Source organism: Citrobacter sp. Cf088 (assembly GCF_030334295.1).
Classification (GTDB): Bacteria; Pseudomonadota; Gammaproteobacteria; order Enterobacterales; family Enterobacteriaceae; genus Citrobacter; species Citrobacter freundii.
In genome coordinates this window covers 148,228-169,436 of sequence record NZ_JAOWEE010000040.1, presented here as the reverse complement: position 1 = coordinate 169,436, position 21,209 = coordinate 148,228, and the positions used below count along the sequence as shown (strand labels likewise).

The window sequence follows — 21,209 nt, the reverse complement described above, 5'->3', positions numbered from 1 at the left end:
TGGCAAAGCGCCATCCGGTATTTTATTGATTAACGCATGGTAACGAACTCTTCTGCTGCCGTTGGGTGAATCGCAACGGTGTTATCAAAGTCTTTCTTGGTTGCGCCCATTTTCAGTGCGACCGCGAAGCCTTGCAGCATTTCATCCATTCCAAAACCAATACCGTGAATACCGACAATCTTCTCTTCCGGACCGACGCAAACCAGCTTCATGCGGCACGGCTGACGATGTGAAGTGACAGCGGTATACATCGCGGTAAATGATGATTTATACACTTTCACCTGGTCATCGCCGTGCTGTTCACGAGCCTGCTGCTCGGTCAGGCCCACGGTGCCAATTGGCGGATGGCTGAAGACCACGGTCGGGATATTGCTGTAGTCCAGATGTTCGTCCGGTTTGTTGTTAAACAGACGCTCAGACAGGCGACGGCCCGCGGCAACGGCAACCGGCGTCAGCTCAACGGCACCGGTGTTATCGCCGACGGCATAAATTCCCGGCACGCTGGTGTTCTGATATTTATCAACGACGATGTAGCCTTTTTCGTTGGTTTTCACGCCAGTAACTGCCAGGTTGAAGTTATCGGTGGCTGGTTCACGACCAATTGCCCAAATCAGGCAATCTACCGTTTCGCTACGACCATCTTCCAGTTGCAGGGTCAGGCTGCCGTCAGCGTTTTTAACGACCGCTTTCGGAATCGCGTGAGTATGCAGAGTCGGGCCTTCGGCGTTCATTACCTCGACCAGCGTGTCGACGATCATCGGGTCGAAGCTGCGTAGCGGCGCGTGTTTACGCACGAACAGATGCGTTTGGGCACCCAGGCCGTTAATCACGCCTGCCAGCTCAACGGCGATGTAACCTGCGCCGACGACCGCAACGCGCTTCGGCAGCGCGGGCAGCTCAAAGAAGCCATCGGAGTCGATCCCGTATTCCACACCCGGAATGTTCGGATGGCTCGGGCGACCACCGGTAGCAATCAAAATATGATCGGCAGTAATGGTTTCACCGTTCACTTCAATGGTTTTGGCATCCACAAAGCGGGCAAAGCCTTTAATCACATCGACATTATTTTTGCCCAGCACATTGTCGTACGAGGTATGAATACGATCGATATAAGCGGTACGCGTGGCGATCAGTTTATCCCAGTCGAACTTATTGATGGTGGTGTCGAAACCGTAATCCGGCCCGTACATGTGGATCGCTTCACGAACCTGGGCGGCATGCCACATCACTTTCTTTGGTACGCAGCCCACGTTAACGCAGGTTCCGCCTAACTCTTTGGCTTCAATGAGTGCGCATTTCTGGCCGTACATTGCTGCACGGTTAATGGAGGCAATACCGCCGCTGCCGCCGCCAATAGCGATGTAATCATAGTGCTTGGTCATGACCGCTCCTTCATGTTCATTGTAGGGCGGAGAAGCGTTACGCCATCCGCCAAAATATTCGCGATTGTATACCTGATATTAAAAGGTTCCACCGATGGCTGCGATTACTCCGGCACGATCCAGCTTACCGAGGTATGACCGGTTCCTGCCGGAACCAGTTTGCTGTGCAACCACGGCAGAACGTTGTTCATCTGCTGCTCCAGCTTCCACGGCGGGTTAATCACAATCATGCCAGACGCTGTCATACCGCGCTGATCGCTGTCCGGGCGCACTGCCAGTTCAATTTGCAGAATTTTGCGGATGCCGGTGTCTTCGAGATCGTGGATCATGCGCTTGATTTGTTGGCGCAGAACCACCGGATACCACAGCGCATAGGTGCCGGTCGCGAAACGCTTGTAGCCTTCGTTAATACCGGTGACCACCGCCTGGTAGTCGCTTTTGATTTCGTAGGGTGGATCGATAAGGATCAGCCCACGACGTGAAACCGGTGGCAATTTTGCTTTCAGCTGCTGATAACCATCGGCTTTGGCCACGCGTGCGCGCTCATCTTTCTGGAATTCGCCGCGCAGCAGAGGAAAATCACTCGGGTGCAGTTCAGTTAATTGCAGGCTATCCTGTTCGCGCAGCAGCTGGCGAGCAATTAACGGAGAGCCCGGGTAGTAGCGCAACTGACCGCTACGGTTGAAGTGTTGCACCACGCCAATGTAGGGTTCCAGTTCGGCAGGCAAATCGTCCTGCTGCCAGATACGGGCGATCCCTTCCAGATATTCACCGGTACGTTCGGCATGCTCACTGCTCAGCTGATAACGGCCAGCACCAGCATGGGTGTCCAGATAGAGAAACGGTTTTTCTTTCTCTTTGAGCGATTCAATGATCAGGCTCTGGACGGTGTGTTTCAGGACGTCGGCGTGGTTGCCTGCGTGATAACTGTGGCGATAACTGAGCATGGGTAATGAAATTCCGCTGAAATGACGATTTGCCACAGTTTACAGCAGATCGGCACAGATTACCCGTAGGCCCGGTAAGCGCAGCACCACCGGGCGTCTTTCCGTCACGGTTAGCATTGAAATCCTCTACACTTAACCCCATTGTACAAATTAATATGCACAGCGCCGGATACGCGCTTCATTCACTCTTTTCAACAGGACCGCGCTAATGACCAATCCATTGCTGACTCCCTTCGAACTGCCGCCGTTTTCTAAAATTCAGCCTGAGCATGTCGTGCCTGCCGTCACTAAGGCGCTGAACGATTGCCGCGAAAACGTTGAACGCGTGGTTGCGCAGGGCGCGCCGTACACCTGGGAAAATCTCTGCCAGCCGTTGGCGGAAGTTGACGATGTGCTGGGGCGTATTTTCTCTCCTGTTAGCCACCTGAACTCGGTGAAAAACAGCCCGGAACTGCGCGAAGCCTACGAACAAACGCTACCGCTGCTGTCTGAATACAGCACCTGGGTTGGACAACATGAAGGCCTGTACAAAGCGTACCGCGACCTGCGTGATGGCGATCATTACGCCACCCTGAGTACCGCGCAGAAAAAAGCGGTCGATAACGCGCTGCGCGATTTTGAGCTTTCTGGTATTGGTCTGCCGAAGGAAAAACAGCAGCGCTATGGTGAAATCGCCACCCGTCTGTCTGAACTCGGCAACTTGTACAGCAATAACGTCCTTGATGCCACGATGGGCTGGACGAAGTTAGTCACCGATGAAGCCGAGCTGGCTGGTATGCCGGAAAGCGCGCTGGCTGCGGCGAAGGCCCAGGCGGAAGCCAAAGAGCAGGAAGGCTATCTGTTAACGCTGGATATCCCAAGCTACTTGCCGGTGATGACCTACTGTGACAACCAGGGACTGCGTGAAGAGATGTATCGCGCTTACTCCACCCGCGCGTCTGACCAGGGGCCGAACGCTGGCAAATGGGATAACAGCCCGATAATGGAAGAGATCCTCGCGCTGCGCCACGAACTGGCACAGCTGCTGGGCTTTGAAAGCTACGCCTTTAAATCTCTGGCCACCAAAATGGCGGAAAACCCGCAGCAGGTCCTCGACTTCCTGACCGATCTGGCGAAACGCGCCCGTCCGCAGGGGGAGAAAGAGCTGGCTCAACTGCGCGCCTTCGCGAAAGCGGAATTTGGTGTTGATGAGTTGCAGCCGTGGGATATCGCTTACTACAGCGAGAAACAAAAACAGCATCTCTACAGTATCAGCGACGAGCAACTGCGTCCTTATTTCCCGGAGAACAAAGCCGTTAACGGTCTGTTTGAAGTGGTTAAACGTATTTATGGCATCATTGCCAAAGAGCGCACCGATGTTGACGTCTGGCATCCGGAAGTTCGTTTCTTCGAGCTGTATGACGAAAATAACGAGCTGCGCGGCAGCTTCTACCTCGATCTATACGCCCGTGAACATAAACGCGGCGGGGCGTGGATGGACGACTGCGTCGGCCAGATGCGTAAAAGTGACGGCACGTTGCAAAAACCGGTTGCCTACCTGACCTGTAACTTTAACCGTCCGGTGAACGGCAAACCCGCGCTGTTTACCCACGATGAAGTGATTACCCTGTTCCACGAGTTCGGCCACGGTCTGCACCATATGCTGACCCGTATCGAAACCGCGGGCGTTTCCGGTATCAACGGTGTGCCATGGGATGCGGTCGAACTGCCGAGCCAGTTTATGGAAAACTGGTGTTGGGAGCCGGAAGCGTTGGCGTTTATCTCCGGCCATTATGAAACTGGCGAACCGCTGCCGAAGGAACTGCTGGATAAAATGCTGGCGGCGAAAAACTACCAGGCGGCGCTGTTTATTCTGCGTCAACTGGAGTTCGGTCTGTTTGATTTCCGTCTGCACGCGGAATTTAACCCGCAGCAAGGGGCTAAAATCCTCGACACGCTGGCGGAAATTAAAAAACAGGTCGCAGTGGTGCCGGGCCCAACCTGGGGCCGCTTCCCGCATGCCTTCAGCCACATTTTTGCTGGTGGCTACGCGGCGGGTTACTACAGCTATCTGTGGGCCGACGTACTGGCGGCGGATGCCTTCTCTCGCTTCGAAGATGAAGGGATTTTCAACCGTCAAACCGGACAATCGTTCCTCGATAATATCCTCACCCGTGGCGGTTCTGAAGAGCCTATGGAACTGTTCAAGCGCTTCCGTGGCCGCGAGCCACAGCTGGATGCAATGCTGGAGCATTACGGGATTAAAGGCTGATTATTCACGTGAAAATCTGCTTAGTCGATGAAACAGGCGCCGGAGACGGCGCCTTATCTGTTCTGGCCGCCCGCTGGGGACTGGAACACGATGAAGATAACCTGATGGCGCTGGTGATGACGACAGCACATCTGGAACTGCGCAAACGCGATGAACCTAAGCTCGGCGGTATCTTCGTGGATTTTGTCGGCGGTGCGATGGCCCATCGGCGCAAGTTTGGCGGTGGCCGCGGTGAAGCGGTGGCGAAGGCGGTCGGCATTAAAGGCGATTACCTGCCGGATGTGGTCGATGCAACCGCAGGGCTGGGGCGCGATGCGTTTGTACTGGCCTCGGTAGGCTGTCGCGTACGAATGCTGGAACGTAATCCGGTGGTTGCTGCGCTGCTTGACGATGGCCTGGCGCGCGGGTATGCCGACCCGGAAATCGGTCCGTGGCTGCAGGAGCGTTTGCAGTTGATTCACGCGTCGAGCCTGACGGCGTTAACCGATATCACGCCGCGCCCGCAGGTGGTGTACCTCGACCCGATGTTCCCACATAAGCAGAAAAGCGCGCTGGTGAAAAAAGAGATGCGCGTGTTTCAGTCGCTGGTGGGGCCGGATCTGGATGCGGATGGGTTGCTGGAGCCTGCTCGTCAGTTAGCCACCAAACGTGTGGTGGTGAAGCGTCCGGACTACGCGCCGCCGCTGGCGGATGTCGCTACGCCAAACGCGGTAGTTACTAAAGGGCATCGATTCGATATTTATGCGGGAACGGCATAGGCCAGATGGTTAGCAATAGTGCCCGATGGCGCTACGCTTATCGGGTCTACAGCTCAGTGCCGTTAGTAGGCCGGATAAGGCGGTAGCCGCATCCGGCATCACGGGTTAAACAAACGGTGCCAGCGGATCGGCAATCTCAAACGCTACCGCGCGGTCCGCCTTCGGCGGGTAAATCAGCTCGCTGACAATCGACACCTTCAGCTTCTTCGCTTCTGCACGCGTCAGTTTCACCTGCTGATCCCATCCTTCGCTATACACCGCACCCCAGGCACCGAGATCCAGGCAGGTGACGTAGTTTTCCTGACGATATGGCAGTGGTGTTATGTTTAACAGGTCTGCCGCGGCATTATTACCGGCGAATTTACCCAGCAAGATGGCGTGCTGGCAGGTCATCAGCGCATGATTGCCTTTGTCGTCGGTGGCGGCATAGGCTACATCGCCAGTGGCGTAGATATCATCGTGACCCACAACCTGCAGATTGGCATTTACATGCAGACGGCCCTGGCGATCGCGCGGGGCGTTAATCTGTGCTGTCAGGCTATTAGCCTGTACGCCGACGGTCCAGATAACTGTCTGGGAAGAAATCACCTGTCCATCTTTCAGCGTGACGCCAGAGGCATCCACGCACTCTACTTCCGCATTGACCAGCCACTCGACACCCAGTTCAGCAGAGGCTTCGATAATCACGTCACGTAATTCCTCGCTCCAGCGTCCGCCCGGCTGAGCGCCGCGTTCAACTACGACAACTCTGGTCTTAGCATCAGCGCCCAATATTTCGCGCAAACGACCTGGTAATTCCAGCGCCATTTCAATGCCGGTAAAGCCGCCGCCGCAGACCACTACCGTATTGCGAGCCTCACTTTCCGGTTGTAATGCCAGATCGTTAATGTGCTGCTCCAGTACGGCGGCGCTCTCAAGTTAGTCGAGGTCAAACGCGTGCTCGGCGGCACCGGTGACGGCGTCGCGGTTTACGTGACTTCCGCTGGCAAGCACCAGGCGGTCGTAGCGGCGCAGATGAATGTCACCGTTGGCATCTTTCCAGCTCACCTCTTTAGAGTCCGGGAGGATTTGCTCGACGTGACCTTGCAGGAAGTTGACGCCGGTAACGTCAAACAGCGGTTGCAGTGGTGCGACCAGCGTATGAACGGCGCTTTCATAAAAACGTGGGCGGACACGCAGCTCTGGCTGTGGCGCAATTACTGTAATATCAATGGCCTGCTGATGTTTATCCGCCAGTCGTGCGGCGCTTAATGCTGCCCACATACCGGCAAAGCCGGCGCCCACGATCAGAATTTGTTTACGCATTGGAGTTTTCTCACTGGTGACTACGAATTATTTACTCGGATTTTATTTGTCGTAGTTATGAATTGCAATGCGATTGAGATCCTTTTTGCCTCAAAGGGTGAGGATTTTTTATTATCTATTTGATAAATATGTATTTAAATTTTTATTGTGAAGAGGGGTTACTTTGCTGTCTGGAATGAGTGAAACGAAAAAGCTACAATAAACTCAGATTAATTTTGACTGAGATAAGAGAATGGCATTCTACAGTTCTGGGGTTGAGTACGGCATTCATAGCCTGATGTGTATGGTCGACAGTAAGGGCGACGCGCGGGATATGAGCGTGCGGGAAATTGCCGAACTGCAAAGTGTGCCATATGACTATCTGGCAAAAATTTTCACCCGTCTGTCCAAAGCGGGTCTGGTGCGCAGCATTGAAGGCAAGGGCGGTGGTTTCCAGTTAGCTAAACCTGCTGAACACATCACTGTGCTGGATGTGGTGAATGCTATTGATGGTGATAAGCGCATCTTTGAATGTCGTGAAATTCGCCAGCGGTTGGCGGTATTTGAGGAGCATCCACCAGAGTGGGCCTGTGAAGGCATTTGTGGTGTGCGTTCGGTAATGGACATGGCCCAGCAGCGGATGGAAGAAGCGCTCGGTCAGCATACGATTCTGGACCTGGCGCGCAAAATGTACCGCAAAGCGCCGGACACCTTTGTGGTGGAAGTGCAGGAGTGGATAGACGCGCGTAAAGGATAGTGAGTGAAAATGCCGGATAGGGCAATAGCCGCCATCCGGCACTGAAGGTTATTGCTCGGTGCTCGGCGTATTAATCATGCGGTTCAGCCATGGCACCATAATCGCCATCACAACCGTTACGGCCAGGGTCACCAGACCAATCTTACTGAAGACGTTGGTATAGATAGGCAGCGTTTGCAGCGGGTCGGTGATGTTCTCTGGTACGGCGGTGAACGTCGCGACATAACCCCCCATCAGGAAGGCTGCTGCCTGGGTCAGGAACCACATCCCGAGAATAAAGCCCATCAGGTGTTGTGGCACGAGAGCGGCGACCATAGCCAGCCCCAGGGCGCTAATCAGCAGTTCACCCAGGCTCTGGAACAGATACACCAGCACGATAAACCACGGCGACGTCAGCCCCTGCGCATCGGCAAACCACATTCCGGCTGCAGCGGCGGTCAGGAAACCCAGCGAGCACAGGAACATACCGAGCGTAAACTTCATCGGCATGGTCAGGTCTTTACCTTTGTTGCCCAGACGGGTATAGATTGCAGCTAGTACCGGACTCGCCAGTACCACCCAGAACGGGTTCAGCGCCTGGAAGCTTACCGGGTTGATGGCGAAACCAAGAATTTCATGGTGCACGTTATTGATAGCAAAGAAGTTCAGCGAAGTTGGCATCTGCGCGTACAGCACGTAGAACACCACCGCTTCCAGCATCAGGATAAAGGCCACAAACATTTTGTTGCGCCCGGTTTTATCCAGTTTGAAGGCCTGACGGAAGAAGATGATCGTCACGGCAATCGACAGGACGATCAGCACCAGGTTGGCAATCTGCACGTTGTGCATTAGCCAGGCGCAGATAAATACCATCACTACCGTTCCGGCCAGCACGCAGAATAGATTACGGAAATTCAGCGGCTTATGGTCTGGCTCTGAACCGATATTCTTCACCATTCCACGGCAGGCAAAGTAGACCAACAGCGCGACAATAAGCCCGGCCCCGCACAGATTATAGGTCACCGCATAGCCAAACTTATCGGCAATCACCGGTGCCAGCGACAACGACAGCAGTGAACCGATGTTAATCGACATATAAAACAGGGTGAAAGCACCGTCCAGACGGGCGTCTTTCGGTGGATAGCATTTTGACAGCAGGCTTGCCGGGTTGGCTTTAAACAGCCCGTTACCGACGGCAATGGTACCCAAAGCAATAAAAATCAGGTCGGGCTTAAGCAGTGACATCCCGGTCATGAAGTAGCCGATCGCCAGCACAATGGCGCCGAGTACCAGCGTACGCTTAGTGCCTAACAGATGGTCGCCGACGTAGCCGCCGATCGAGATCAGGCCGTAGACCAGCGCGGCAAATGCACCAAAGGTGACAAATGCCTGTTCCTGCGAAAAACCGAGCTGCTTAACAAAAAATACCGCCAGGATGCCCTGAACGCCGTAATAGCCAAATCGTTCCCATAATTCCACAAAGAAGATCATGAAGAACGGACGAGGTTGCTGCAGCAAGCCCGTAGGTGCAGTTTTATTCATATTCCATCGCCTTTCAAAGCCATCCCGAAAAGTATGAACGCGTATGCTTAAACGCGCCGAAAAAGTCTTATTTTGTTATAGACTGCGGTTATTGGCCGCAGGAGTAGAGTATTATAGAGATGGTTTTCGATCCAATTAGTTGATCACACTAATTATGATTTATTTGTTGGATTGATGTACTAATTGTGTCTGAATGATAAAAACAAAAACGCCCGCAAAGGCGGGCGTTTACAGGCTTAACGACTTGTAGCGCGTCGGGTAATCTCCCGACGGCCAGCGTTTTATGCTTCTTCGTCGTCACGCAGCGGAACAATCAACATGTCGACGTGGACAGTGTTGATCAGTTGGCGCGCGGAGGACATTAGCTTGCTCCAGAAATCCTGGTGATGACCACAAACGACCAGATCCATGTCGTATTTTTTGATGGCATCAACCAGAACCTGACCCAGGTCGCCGCTACCGCTCAGGGTTTCGGTGATAGGGTAGCCTGCGTTGGTGGAAAGCTCGGTTAGCGCGTGGTGGGTTTCTTCAGAAATGCGTTTCTGCATGTCGCCCAGATTCACGTCGATAAGCCCGGTGTACAGGTCGGAATAGTTTACGTCAACGTGGATAAGGGAGACTTTAGCATTGTAAGGCCGCGCCATAGAGACCGCTTTTTCAACCAGAACTTTGCTTTCCGGAGAAAGATCAACCGCGATAAGAATGTGTTTATAAGCCATAGTGTTACTCCTTCCATAAGTTGTCGATGACTAGCCTGCTGGCGTTTACCTGCCGCCGCGTCATCCGCATCCTGCGAACCTTGCGCGCGGGGCTAGCCCAGTCGTAAAAACGTACCATATAAGGACTATCCTTACATTATAGCGACCAGGATAATCCGTCAATCCGCCTTGCTTGCCAAGCAGTTAAACAAATTTTTTAGTTAATTGCATTGATAGCGATTAACCTTCTGGCAAAAAAATTAACTAATCTCCTACACTATCTAGAGAGGCGTTCGGATGCGTGATACTAATACGAACGGTTCGGCTGTACTCTTCACTGAATGGTTTGGCAGGGTATCGGGGAGCGGTAGTCCCGGAAAGGAGTTCCGTGGGCGGGTCGCCGGGGAGGAGGTATGATAAGCACCATTGCATTGTTCTGGGCTTTATGTGTCGTTTGCATTGTTAATATGGCGCGCTATTTTTCTTCGTTACGCGCACTGTTAGTGGTACTTCGTGGTTGCGATCCATTGCTTTACCAGTATGTAGATGGTGGGGGCTTTTTTACCTCGCATGGGCAACCGAACAAGCAGATGCGTCTGGTGTGGTATATCTACGCTCAGCGTTACCGCGATCATCATGATGATGAGTTTATTCGCCGCTGTGAGCGGGTTCGCGGTCAGTTCATCCTCACCAGCGCGCTATGTGGCCTGGTGCTAATCAGCATGGTTGCGCTGATTATCTGGCACTGATGCCAACGACAGATACAAAAAAAGCGGGTCAGAAAACTGACCCGCTTTTTTACCGTGCATTCGCTTAGATAAGCTTCAGAGAGAGCCAGTAAAGCCCGCCGGAAAGAAGAATTGCGGCTGGCAGGGTGAAGACCCAGGCCATCAGAATGCTGGTCACTGTTTTACGCTGTAAACCGCCGCCATCAACAACCATCGTCCCCGCAACGGAAGAAGAGAGAACGTGGGTGGTGGAAACGGGCATACCGGTGTAACTGGCGAGACCGATAGAGACTGCGGCAGTCATCTGTGCCGACATCCCCTGGGCATAGGTCATGCCTTTCTTACCGATTTTCTCACCAATGGTGGTGGCTACGCGACGCCAGCCGATCATGGTACCAATGCCCAGCGCCAGTGCGACGGCCATAATGATCCAGATAGGCGCATACTCAATGGTGCTCAGCATGTCAGCTTTCAGTTTTTTCAGCAGACGCTGATCGTCAGTGCTTACGCCAGGCAGCTTAACCACTTTATCCGTGGTATCAGAAATGCACAGCATAATACGGCGCAGCTGACCACGCTGTTCGACGCTTAACTTGTCGTAGGTTTCCAGGTTCGCCAGCATACCTTTCGCACGTTCCAGCGCGTTGATGGTATTCGCCGGGTGGCAATGGAACTCTGTCGTCGTCGCTGGAGCCGCGTCCGTCGGGGACGGAATCAACTGGTCTACGCCTGTGGCCTGTTTAAGCAGGTCAGGACGCTGCTGGAAGAAGACTTCGACGTTATTGATGGCATCACGGGTACGGGTAATCTCGTAACCGGAAGCATTCATATTCACCACGAAGCCCGCAGGCGCTACGCCAATCAGCACCAGCATCACCAGACCAATGCCTTTCTGCCCGTCGTTAGCGCCATGAGAGAACGCCACGCCGATAGCGGAGAGGATTAGGGCAATACGCGTCCAGAACGGCGGCTTTTTCTTGCCATCTTTCTTTTCACGTTCTGCTGGCGTCAGGTGGATACGGGCACGTTTTTTCGTACCGCTCCAGTAGCGACGCAGAATGAAAATAAGACCACCTGCAACCACCAGGCCGACAATCGGCGAGATGATAAGCGAGGCAAAAATACCCATTACTTTCGGAATGTTAAGTGCATCTACCACAGAAGTGCCGGTCATCAGCGCATTGGTTAAACCAATACCGATAATGGCGCCAATCAGCGTGTGGGAGCTGGATGCAGGCAAACCAAAGTACCAGGTACCCAGGTTCCAGATAATTGCCGCCAGCAGCATGGAGAACACCATGGCGAGGCCATGTGACGATCCCATATTGAGCAGCAGATCCGTTGGCAGCATATGCACGATGGCATACGCCACGCTGAGACCGCCCAGCAAAACACCAAAGAAGTTGAACACCGCAGCCATGACCACCGCCAATTGCGAACGCATTGCACGGGTATAGATCACGGTTGCGACAGCATTGGCTGTATCATGAAAGCCGTTAATCGCTTCGTAGAACAGCACAAAAGCCAGAGCAAGCAATAGTAAAAGCCCGGTATGTAAATCCAGGCCAGCAAACAAATGTAGCATAGGACGTTACGCCATTTTGAGGACATGAACGCGGCGCATTATCAGTGACTTTGGCGGCGCGGGCAAAGTGAAATATAGAGTTTTTTTGATTTGTCTCCTGCTTTGTTTTACACCACTAAAGAATTATCCTATATATTTCAGATAAATACCCTTTATCGGTAGTTTGGTGCTGGTGCGACCACTGAGGAATCTTTACAATTCACACCCGCTTTTTAGAGAGGATCGCAACGTGGAAAGGTTTGATACCGTTATTATAGGCGCTGGCGCAGCGGGTATGTTTTGTGCCGCGCAGGCAGGACAAGCAGGTAGTCGCGTACTGCTGATTGATAATGGTAAAAAGCCAGGGCGTAAGATTCTCATGTCTGGCGGGGGACGCTGCAACTTTACCAATCTTTATGTCGAGCCTGCCGCCTATTTGAGCCAAAACCCCCATTTTTGCAAATCGGCGCTGGCGCGTTACACGCAGTGGGATTTTATCGACCTGGTGGGCAAACACGGTATTGCCTGGCACGAAAAAACGTTGGGTCAGCTGTTCTGCGATGATTCCGCCCAACAAATTGTCGATATGCTGGTGGCCGAGTGTGAAAAAGGTAACGTAACTATGCGGTTACGTAGCGAAGTCCTGAGCGTCGAGCGAGAGGGTGATGATTTCATTCTCGAATTGAACGGGATGACCGTGGGCACGAAAAAGCTGGTTATTGCCTCCGGTGGTCTCTCTATGCCGGGTCTGGGGGCAACGCCGTTTGGTTATAAAATTGCCGAACAGTTCGGTCTGAACGTATTGCCAACGCGCGCAGGGCTGGTGCCCTTTACGTTGCATAAGCCACTGCTGGAGCAGCTTCAGGTGCTCTCTGGCGTGTCGGTCTCCTCTGTTATCACCGCCGAGGACGGCACCGTCTTTCGTGAAAATCTGCTCTTTACACACCGCGGGCTTTCTGGTCCGGCCGTACTGCAGATTTCCAGTTTTTGGCAGCCAGGCGAATTTGTCAGCATTAATTTGTTGCCGGATGTTGACCTTGCGAGCTTCCTCGATGACCAACGCAGCGCCCACCCTAATCAGAGCTTAAAGAATACGCTTGCTATGCAGTTGCCAAAACGTCTGGTGGAATGTTTACAGCAGTTAGGGCAAATCCCGGACGTCTCGCTGAAACAGCTTAACGTGCGCGATCAACAAACGCTGGTTGAGACGCTGACCGATTGGCGGGTGCAGCCGAACGGTACGGAAGGGTATCGTACCGCTGAAGTCACGCTGGGCGGCGTTGATACCAATGAGCTTTCATCGCGCACGATGGAAGCACGTAAAGTGCCGGGACTCTATTTTATCGGCGAAGTGATGGACGTTACCGGCTGGTTGGGAGGCTATAACTTCCAGTGGGCATGGTCGAGTGCCTGGGCGTGTGCGCAAGATTTAGCGCCAGCCTGACTGTGACGCCCGACAACCTGAGCTGCCGGGCGTTATCATTAGTTCAGACCAAGAAAGTGCTGGGCGATTTTAAAGTAGATAATTAACCCGGTACCGTCGATAAGCGTGGCGATAAACGGGGCCGAAACCACGGCGGGATCAATGCCGATACGCTTGAGCACCATGGGGATCACTGATGACACCACGGCGCTCCACAGCGTAATGCAAACCAGCGTCAGGCTGACGATCAGCGTGATTTCCATGCCGATGCCCATCATCCACGCGCGTAAGCACCCTGCCAGGCCCAGCGTCAGAGCGATCAGCAGCGAAGTTGAAACTTCTTTGCGGATCACCCGGCCCATATCGCGCAGCCGCACTTCTCCCAGCGCCATTGAACGTACCAGCGTCGAAGTGATCTGCGTACCGCTGTTGCCGCCAGTACCAATTAATAGCGGAATAAAAAAGGCCAGGGCAATTGCGGATTCCAGCGCCTCTTCAAAATGCTGAAGCACGCTGCTGGTATAGGCTTCTGCGACAAACAGCAGCAGGAGCCAGACCGAACGTTTTTTCCACAATGTCCACGGACTAATTTCCAGATAGGGTTTTTCCAGCGGTAGCGTGGCGCCCTGAAGCTGAACGTCTTCAGTAACATCATCTTCCTGTAGATGAGCGATCTCTTTTTCCATCAGACAACCGACCAGCTCACCTCTCTCAACGACAGCAACCAGATCGACTTCGCGTTCGGCTAACTCGGCAACGACCTGCGCCCGTTCATCATCAGGCTTTACATGAAATAAACAGCTGTCCGTAAGATGGTTGATGTTCAGCGACGTATCTTTTTCCTGCAATAAGCGCTTGATGGATAACACCCCGCGCAGCGCTTTTCCGGCCACAACAAAGACCTGGCCTGGGATGTCATCCGTTGTGAGTTGGGAGACAAAGTACTCGCGAGCGCCGTTCACGCTGAGATGGTCCGGCAGAGTAATAAAATCGGTGCGCATATATTGGGCGATAGCGTCGCCGTTGAAATCCGGCATAGGATGATGAGCGGCGCAGAGTGGCATAGATGACATGGTGTAATTCCCTATAAAAATCTCTCATAGGGGCGAACAAGACAGGGTTAGCGCAGGCAGATCCCTACGTCCTGGTTTTAGCACTGAACAACGTATCTGCCCGATGGTGAAATCGTCAGAAGTTACCTTGGCAACACCTTGATTCGATGGATGCCTGTATTTCCCTGAGTGGTCTCTCTCGATACCAGCAGGGCGATAACTTGTATTTGTACAGGAGCCTCGCCATAACGAGATCGGTAAATGAGCCGCTATTATAAGGATGCCTAATCATTGATTATGTTTATAGTTGCGATTGTTTATCAATCGTTGATATACGAAATATTTCTTGTGCCAGGGCTGAACTGGAAACGACAACCGAATAGACATATTGAATCCAGGTGTTAGTATTCAATAGACAGCAGTTATGAGTATGCGTGTTTCATTTCCGGCCAGGAACGCTGATGATGACAACATTACTACCCGATTTCGCAGCATTTTCGTCACTCACTTCCTTCGCGGTGTGCGTTGCTATAACGCCTGTCCGCACTCTGGCCATTATTTCTCATTCCTTCTCATCCCGGATGGAATCTCCTGCTGAATAGCTGTTCAGTGGGCTTTGTGACACGCATCGTTTGATAACAGGGATTACGGCGGGTCGGATATGGAAAAGATTAAGCGTCATCTGGTGTGGTGGGGCGCGGGTATTGTGGTGGTGGTTGCTGCAATAGCATGGTGGATGTTGCGTCCTGCGGGGATTCCGGAAGGTTTCGCGGCCAGCAACGGCAGAATAGAAGCTACCGAAGTGGATATTGCCACCAAGATTGCCGGACGAATTGACACAATCCTCGTATCGGAAGGGCAGTTCGTTCGTCAGGGCGAGGTGCTGGCGAAAATGGATACCCGCGTGCTGCAGGAGCAGCGGCTGGAAGCTGTCGCGCAAATCAAAGAAGCCGAAAGCGCGGTGGCTGCGGCACGAGCGCTGCTGGAACAGCGGCAAAGTGAAATGCGCGCCGCGCAGTCGGTGGTAAAACAGCGCGAGGCGGAACTGCAGTCGGTCTCTAAACGTCACGTTCGCTCCCGTTCTCTATCCCTGCGTGGGGCTGTATCCGAGCAACAGCTGGATGACGACAGGGCCGCGGCTGAAAGTGCTCGCGCGGCACTGGAATCCGCCAAGGCGCAGGTCTCTGCGGCAAAAGCCGCAATTGAAGCCGCCCGTACCAGCATCATTCAGGCGCAAACCCGCGTAGAAGCCGCGCAGGCCACCGAACGTCGTATTGCCGCTGATATTGATGACAGCGAGCTGAAAGCCCCGCGCGATGGTCGCGTGCAGTACCGTGTCGCCGAACCGGGCGAGGTGCTTTCCGCGGGCGGTCGCGTACTGAACATGGTCGATCTCAGCGATGTCTACATGACGTTCTTCTTACCTACCGAACAGGCTGGTTTATTGAAGATTGGCGGTGAAGCTCGCCTGGTGCTGGACGCCGCGCCGGATCTGCGTATTCCGGCGACCATTAGCTTTGTGGCTAGTGTCGCGCAGTTCACACCGAAAACGGTCGAAACCAGTGATGAACGGCTGAAGCTAATGTTCCGCGTTAAAGCGCGTATCCCGCCAGAGCTGTTGCAGCAGCATCTGGAGTACGTGAAAACCGGTCTGCCGGGCATGGCGTGGGTGCGTGTTGATGAAAATCGCCCCTGGCCTGACGACCTGGTGGTGAGGTTGCCGCAATGACGCATCTGGCGCTGGTTCCCGTTCCTCCCGTGGCGAACCTTGACGGCGTGAGTCAGCATTACGGGAAAACGGTCGCGCTGAACAACATCACGCTGGATATCCCTGCCCGCTGTATGGTGGGGCTTATTGGCCCGGATGGCGTCGGAAAATCGAGTCTGCTGTCGCTCATCTCCGGCGCGCGGGTCATTGAACACGGCAACGTGATGGTGCTGGGCGGCGATATGCGCGACCCAAAACATCGACGGGATGTCTGCCCGCGCATTGCCTGGATGCCGCAGGGGTTAGGGAAAAACCTGTACCATACGCTGTCGGTGTATGAGAACGTCGATTTCTTTGCCCGGCTGTTTGGTCATGATAAAGCGGAACGCGAAGCGCGGATTACCGAGCTGCTGAACAGCACCGGCCTGGCACCGTTTCGCGACCGTCCCGCCGGGAAACTCTCGGGCGGGATGAAGCAAAAACTGGGATTGTGCTGCGCGTTAATCCACGACCCGGAACTGTTAATTCTCGATGAACCCACCACCGGTGTCGATCCGCTGTCCCGTGCCCAGTTCTGGGATCTAATTAACAGCATTCGCCAGCGGCAGACCAACATGAGCGTGCTGGTTGCGACCGCTTACATGGAAGAAGCCGAGCGCTTTGACTGGCTGGTAGCGATGAACGCCGGGGAGGTGTTAGCCACCGGGAGCGCCCAGCAGTTACGCGAACAAACCAACAGCAACACGCTGGAGCAGGCGTTTATCGCGCTGCTACCTGAAGCCCAGCGCCAGGCGCATAAGCCGGTGGTGATCCCGCCGTATCACGCTGAGCAGGAAGAGATTGCCATCGAGGCGAAAGACCTGACTATGCGCTTCGGTAAGTTTGTCGCCGTTGACCACGTTAACTTTCGTATTCCGCGCGGGGAAATCTTCGGTTTTCTCGGCTCCAATGGCTGCGGTAAATCCACCACCATGAAGATGCTCACCGGTCTGCTACCCGCAAGCGAAGGTGAGGCGTGGTTGTTTGGGCAAGCGGTTGACCCGAAGAATATCGATACCCGCCGCCGGGTGGGCTATATGTCGCAGGCGTTTTCGCTCTACAGCGAGCTAACTGTCCGGCAAAACCTCGAACTACATGCGCGGTTGTTCCATATCCCCGAAGCAGAAATCCCCGGGCGGGTACAAGAGATGAGCGAGCGCTTTTCGCTGACCGATGTCGAAGACGCGTTGCCCGGCGCGCTGCCGTTGGGGATCCGTCAACGTCTGTCGCTGGCGGTGGCGGTGATCCATCGCCCGGAAATGCTCATTCTTGATGAGCCGACCTCCGGGGTCGATCCGGTGGCGAGGGACATGTTCTGGCAACTGATGGTCGATCTGTCGCGGCAGGACAAAGTGACCATTTTTATCTCCACCCACTTTATGAACGAAGCGGAGCGCTGCGACCGGATGTCGCTGATGCACGCCGGAAAAGTACTGGCCAGCGGCACGCCGCAGGAACTGGTGAAACAGCGTGGCGCCGCCAGTCTGGAAGAGGCGTTTATCTCCTGGTTACAGGAAGCGGCAGGCCCGGCACCGGAAGCTCAGTTACCGCCAGCCAATGTTCCGATAGCGCATGAAAATAGTCAGCCGCCGCGGCAGGGCTTTAGCCTGCAGCGGTTGTTCAGCTACAGCCGCCGTGAAGCGCTGGAACTACGACGCGATCCGGTACGTTCAACGCTGGCGCTGATGGGCACAGTGATCCTGATGCTGATCATGGGCTACGGCATCAGCATGGATGTGGAGAACCTGCGTTTTTCGGTGCTCGATCGTGATCAGACCGTCAGCAGCCAGGCGTGGACGCTGAATCTGGCGGGATCGCGCTATTTTATCGAACAGCCGCCGCTCACCAGTTATGACGAGCTGGACAAACGGATGCGTTCGGGCGAAGTGGCGGTAGCAATAGAGATCCCGCCAAACTTTGGCCGCGATATCGCGCGTGGCACGCCGGTGAAGATTGGCGTCTGGGTCGATGGCGCAATGCCGAGCCGCGCTGAAACGGTCAGAGGCTACGTACAGGCGATGCATCAGACCTGGCTGCAGGATGTGATGGCGCGTCAACCCAATTCCAGTGGGCAAAACGGGCTGATGACCATTGAAACTCGCTATCGTTACAACCCGGATGTAAAGAGTCTGCCGGCGATTGTTCCGGCGGTGATCCCGCTGCTGCTGATGATGATCCCCTCGATGCTCAGCGCCCTCAGCGTAGTGCGTGAGAAAGAGCTGGGGTCGATTATCAACCTGTACGTTACGCCCACGACCCGCAGCGAGTTTTTACTCGGCAAACAGTTGCCGTACATCGTGCTGGGGATGCTGAACTTCCTGCTGCTGTGCGCGCTGTCGGTGTTTGTGTTCGGCGTGCCGCATAAGGGGAGTTTTTTAACCCTGACGCTGGCCGCGCTGTTGTACGTCACCATTGCCACCGGGCTGGGTCTGTTAATTTCCACGTTTATGAAAAGCCAGATCGCGGCCATTTTTGGTACGGCGATTATTACGCTGATCCCGGCGACGCAGTTTTCTGGGATGATCGATCCGGTCGCCTCGCTCGAAGGGCCTGGACGCTGGATTGGTGAAATTTACCCGACCAGCCATTTTCTGACCATCGCGCGTGGGACGTTCTCTAAAGCGTTGGATCTGACCGAACTCTGGCAGCTGTTTATTCCGCTGATGGTAGCCATTCCGGTGGTGATTGGTCTGAGCGTATTACTGCTGAAAAAACAGGAGGGGTGATGCGCCGATTACGCAATATTTATAACCTCGGCATCAAAGAGTTGCGCAGCCTGCTGGGTGACAAAGCGATGCTGACGCTGATCGTCTTTGCCTTCACGATTTCGGTTTATTCTTCCGCGACCGTCCTGCCGGGTTCGCTGCATCTGGCGCCGATTGCTATTGCCGATATGGACCAGTCGCAGTTGTCGAACCGGATTGTGAACAGCTTTTATCGCCCATGGTTTTTACCGCCGGAGATGATCACCGCTGATGAGATGGATGCCGGACTGGACGCCGGGCGCTACACCTTCGCCGTGAACATTCCACCTGATTTTCAGCGTGATGTGCTGGCCGGGCGGCAGCCGGATATTCAGGTTAACGTCGATGCCACGCGGATGAGCCAGGCCTTTACCGGCAACAGCTATATCCAGAATATCATCAGCGGCGAGGTGAACAGCTTTGTGGCGCGTTACCGTGACAATAGTGAGCCGCCGGTGGCGTTGGAAATGCGTATGCGCTTTAACCCTAATCTGGAGCCTGCCCGCTTTGGCGCGGTGATGGCGATTATCAACAACATCACCATGCTGGCGATCGTGCTTACCGGGTCGGCGCTAATTCGCGAGCGCGAGCACGGGACCATTGAGCATCTGCTGGTGATGCCGGTGACGCCGTTTGAGATCATGATGGCAAAAATCTGGTCGATGGGTCTGGTGGTGCTGGTGGTTTCCGGTTTATCGCTGATGCTGATGGTAAAAGGCGTGCTCGGCGTACCGATTGAAGGTTCGATACCGCTGTTTATGCTGGGCGTGGCGCTGAGCCTGTTCGCCACCACCTCGATCGGTATTTTTATGGGCACGCTGGCGCGCTCTATGCCGCAACTGGGGTTACTGATGATTCTGGTACTGCTGCCGCTACAGATGCTCTCTGGTGGTTCTACACCGCGTGAAAGCATGCCGCAGGCGGTGCAGGACATAATGCTGACTATGCCAACTACCCATTTTGTCAGCCTCGCGCAGGCGATACTTTACCGCGGCGCAGGGTTTGGCATCGTCTGGCCGCAGTTCCTGACGCTGTTGGCGATTGGCAGCGCGTTCTTCCTGATAGCGCTGCTGCGCTTTAGAAAGACGATTGGCACGATGGCGTAATTGGTTGGCTTCATATCTTGACTGCATTGTATGCTGTTATAATATGACTTCAAAGGATGAAGTCATAAGGACATGCGATGAAGGAAAAAGTGTTGTCTTTACGCAAAAAGCAAAAGAACACGCTGGATCAGCTTTTTAAAGCACCGACGCCGCAGGGAATCAAGTGGTCGGAAATTGAGTCACTGATCAAGGCGTTAGGTGGCGAAATCAAAGAAGGACGAGGCTCGCGATGTAAATTTCTTTTAAATAAGAGCATTGCGAGTTTTCATAGACCACATCCTTCTCCGGATACAGATAAAGGCGCGGTCGAAAACGTACGTGACTGGTTAACAAGTATAGGGGTAAAACCATGATCAAACCCAAAACGCCAAACTCAATGGAAATCGCCGGTCAACCTGCGGTGATTAATTATGTCCCTGAGCTTAATGCGTTTCGCGGTAAGTTCCTGGGATTGTCAGGCTATTGTGATTTTGTCTCTGACAGCATTCAGGGGCTGCAAAAAGAGGGGGAGATCTCCTTACGAGAGTATCTTGATGATTGCTCTGCCGCAGGGATAGAACCTTACGCAAACCCGGAAAAGCTGAAGACGTTTACTCTGCGCTATCCAGAGTCTTTCGGAGAACGTTTAAGTTTTGCGGCAGCGGAAGAACAGGTATCAGTCAATACATGGATCATCGAAACGCTCAGCAAAAGTCTCAAACAGGCATAGTTGCTAGTTGGTTTGCTCATTATTGCCAGGGGCGCTTCGCTTGCCTGGCCTACAGACGGTAACGGAGTAGGCCGGATAAGGCGTAGCCGCCATCCGGCAACGAAACAGGCAATTACTCTTCTTTTGGCAGGCACTGCAAATGACCGTGGCGCACGCCGCGCTGGGAAATCACGTCATCGGCAAAATGCTGCACATCGCCCATGTCGCCTTTAAGCACGGCGATTTCCAGGCAGTCGTCATGGTTGATGTGCACGTGCAGCGTGGCGACCGATAAATCGTGGTGGTGGTGTTGGGTAGAAACAATGCGGCTCGCCAGGTCACGCTTCTCATGCTCATAAACATACGAGAGCACCGCGAAGCCCTGAGTGCCGTGTTCCTGAGTGGTTTCCTGCGCCAGTGCGCCGCGCAGAATATCGCGGATCGCTTCGGAACGGTTGTTGTAGCCACGGCGCTGACTCAGGCCGTCGAGCGTTTCCAGTAAATCATCATCGAGGGTAATGGTGATACGTTGCATCCGATTTCAACCTTACGATATGGC

General features: G+C 54.0%; 17 protein-coding genes, 1 pseudogene and 1 riboswitch. Of the genes and pseudogenes, 10 read left to right on the top strand and 8 right to left on the bottom strand.

Annotation, left to right across the window (positions count from 1 at the left end; all coding sequences use genetic code 11):
* Positions 1 to 29 precede the first annotated feature (29 nt).
* Together gorA and OGV71_RS06110 are read right to left on the bottom strand one after the other, a co-directional pair.
* Positions 30 to 1,382 carry a glutathione-disulfide reductase gene (gene gorA / locus OGV71_RS06115; protein ID WP_003837777.1) on the bottom strand — a complete coding sequence of 451 codons (1,353 nt, stop codon included), beginning with the start codon at positions 1,380 to 1,382 and terminating at the stop codon, positions 30 to 32.
* Between the two features lie 104 nt (positions 1,383 to 1,486).
* Positions 1,487 to 2,329 (bottom strand): 23S rRNA (adenine(2030)-N(6))-methyltransferase RlmJ, encoded by an 843-nt coding sequence (locus tag OGV71_RS06110; protein WP_003023347.1) that lies wholly within the window; start codon positions 2,327 to 2,329, stop codon positions 1,487 to 1,489.
* Between the two features lie 208 nt (positions 2,330 to 2,537).
* Between OGV71_RS06110 and prlC the strand changes: the two genes are divergently transcribed.
* Together prlC and rsmJ are read left to right on the top strand one after the other, a co-directional pair.
* On the top strand, positions 2,538 to 4,580 hold the full coding sequence (gene prlC, locus OGV71_RS06105; RefSeq protein WP_204583200.1) for an oligopeptidase A: 2,043 nt from the start codon (positions 2,538 to 2,540) through the stop codon (positions 4,578 to 4,580).
* Between the two features lie 8 nt (positions 4,581 to 4,588).
* Complete coding sequence (rsmJ, locus tag OGV71_RS06100) at positions 4,589 to 5,338, top strand: 16S rRNA (guanine(1516)-N(2))-methyltransferase RsmJ (protein WP_003023353.1); 750 nt, start codon at positions 4,589 to 4,591, stop codon at positions 5,336 to 5,338.
* Positions 5,339 to 5,443: 105 nt separating this feature from the next.
* Here the strand turns inward: rsmJ and OGV71_RS06095 are convergent.
* Positions 5,444 to 6,643: pseudogene (locus tag OGV71_RS06095) on the bottom strand (NAD(P)/FAD-dependent oxidoreductase).
* A 232-nt stretch (positions 6,644 to 6,875) separates the two neighbouring features.
* Between OGV71_RS06095 and OGV71_RS06090 the strand changes: the two are divergent.
* Positions 6,876 to 7,379, top strand: coding sequence for an RrF2 family transcriptional regulator (locus OGV71_RS06090; protein WP_003023361.1), 504 nt, complete (start codon positions 6,876 to 6,878; stop codon positions 7,377 to 7,379).
* A gap of 48 nt (positions 7,380 to 7,427) precedes the next feature.
* On the opposite strand, the gene dtpB is transcribed toward OGV71_RS06090, so the two are convergent.
* Together dtpB and uspA are read right to left on the bottom strand one after the other, a co-directional pair.
* Complete coding sequence (gene dtpB / locus OGV71_RS06085) at positions 7,428 to 8,900, bottom strand: dipeptide/tripeptide permease DtpB (protein WP_003023364.1); 1,473 nt, start codon at positions 8,898 to 8,900, stop codon at positions 7,428 to 7,430.
* Positions 8,901 to 9,181: 281 nt separating this feature from the next.
* The gene (gene uspA, locus OGV71_RS06080; RefSeq protein WP_003023368.1) at positions 9,182 to 9,619 is read right to left on the bottom strand and encodes a universal stress protein UspA; all 438 of its coding nucleotides are present in this window, start codon (positions 9,617 to 9,619) and stop codon (positions 9,182 to 9,184) included.
* A gap of 392 nt (positions 9,620 to 10,011) precedes the next feature.
* On the opposite strand from uspA, the gene uspB reads away from it, so the two are divergent.
* Entirely contained in the window at positions 10,012 to 10,347 is a 336-nt protein-coding gene (gene uspB, locus OGV71_RS06075) for a universal stress protein UspB (protein ID WP_003023371.1), read from the top strand.
* Between the two features lie 64 nt (positions 10,348 to 10,411).
* On the opposite strand, the gene pitA is transcribed toward uspB, so the two are convergent.
* Complete coding sequence (gene pitA, locus OGV71_RS06070; protein ID WP_061547455.1) at positions 10,412 to 11,911, bottom strand: inorganic phosphate transporter PitA; 1,500 nt, start codon at positions 11,909 to 11,911, stop codon at positions 10,412 to 10,414.
* 229 nt (positions 11,912 to 12,140) lie between these two features.
* On the opposite strand from pitA, the gene OGV71_RS06065 reads away from it, so the two are divergent.
* On the top strand, positions 12,141 to 13,334 hold the full coding sequence (locus OGV71_RS06065) for a BaiN/RdsA family NAD(P)/FAD-dependent oxidoreductase (protein ID WP_057101814.1): 1,194 nt from the start codon (positions 12,141 to 12,143) through the stop codon (positions 13,332 to 13,334).
* A gap of 38 nt (positions 13,335 to 13,372) precedes the next feature.
* On the opposite strand, the gene OGV71_RS06060 is transcribed toward OGV71_RS06065, so the two are convergent.
* The gene (locus tag OGV71_RS06060; protein ID WP_003837796.1) at positions 13,373 to 14,386 is read right to left on the bottom strand and encodes a magnesium transporter; all 1,014 of its coding nucleotides are present in this window, start codon (positions 14,384 to 14,386) and stop codon (positions 13,373 to 13,375) included.
* Positions 14,387 to 14,441: 55 nt separating this feature from the next.
* Positions 14,442 to 14,625: riboswitch (M-box (ykoK) riboswitch) on the bottom strand.
* Positions 14,626 to 15,026: 401 nt separating this feature from the next.
* Here OGV71_RS06060 and OGV71_RS06055 point away from each other — a divergent pair.
* The 5 genes from OGV71_RS06055 (at position 15,027) to OGV71_RS06035 (ending at position 20,671) form a co-directional block, all read left to right on the top strand.
* Entirely contained in the window at positions 15,027 to 16,094 is a 1,068-nt protein-coding gene (locus OGV71_RS06055; RefSeq protein ID WP_003023381.1) for an HlyD family secretion protein, read from the top strand.
* Positions 16,091 to 18,838, top strand: coding sequence for a ribosome-associated ATPase/putative transporter RbbA (gene rbbA, locus OGV71_RS06050; RefSeq protein ID WP_204583202.1), 2,748 nt, complete (start codon positions 16,091 to 16,093; stop codon positions 18,836 to 18,838). Before OGV71_RS06055 ends, rbbA begins: the two co-directional genes overlap by 4 nt.
* On the top strand, positions 18,838 to 19,962 hold the full coding sequence (locus tag OGV71_RS06045; protein WP_048213609.1) for an ABC transporter permease: 1,125 nt from the start codon (positions 18,838 to 18,840) through the stop codon (positions 19,960 to 19,962). Before rbbA ends, OGV71_RS06045 begins: the two co-directional genes overlap by 1 nt.
* Positions 19,963 to 20,039: 77 nt before the next feature.
* Entirely contained in the window at positions 20,040 to 20,315 is a 276-nt protein-coding gene (locus tag OGV71_RS06040; RefSeq protein ID WP_003837806.1) for a type II toxin-antitoxin system HicA family toxin, read from the top strand.
* Positions 20,312 to 20,671, top strand: a complete 360-nt coding sequence (locus OGV71_RS06035; RefSeq protein ID WP_003837808.1) for a type II toxin-antitoxin system HicB family antitoxin — start codon at positions 20,312 to 20,314, stop codon at positions 20,669 to 20,671. The genes OGV71_RS06040 and OGV71_RS06035 overlap by 4 nt, the downstream gene beginning before the upstream one ends.
* A gap of 112 nt (positions 20,672 to 20,783) precedes the next feature.
* Here the strand turns inward: OGV71_RS06035 and nikR are convergent, their stop codons facing one another.
* Entirely contained in the window at positions 20,784 to 21,185 is a 402-nt protein-coding gene (nikR, locus tag OGV71_RS06030; protein WP_003023387.1) for a nickel-responsive transcriptional regulator NikR, read from the bottom strand.
* Positions 21,186 to 21,209: the final 24 nt, after the last annotated feature.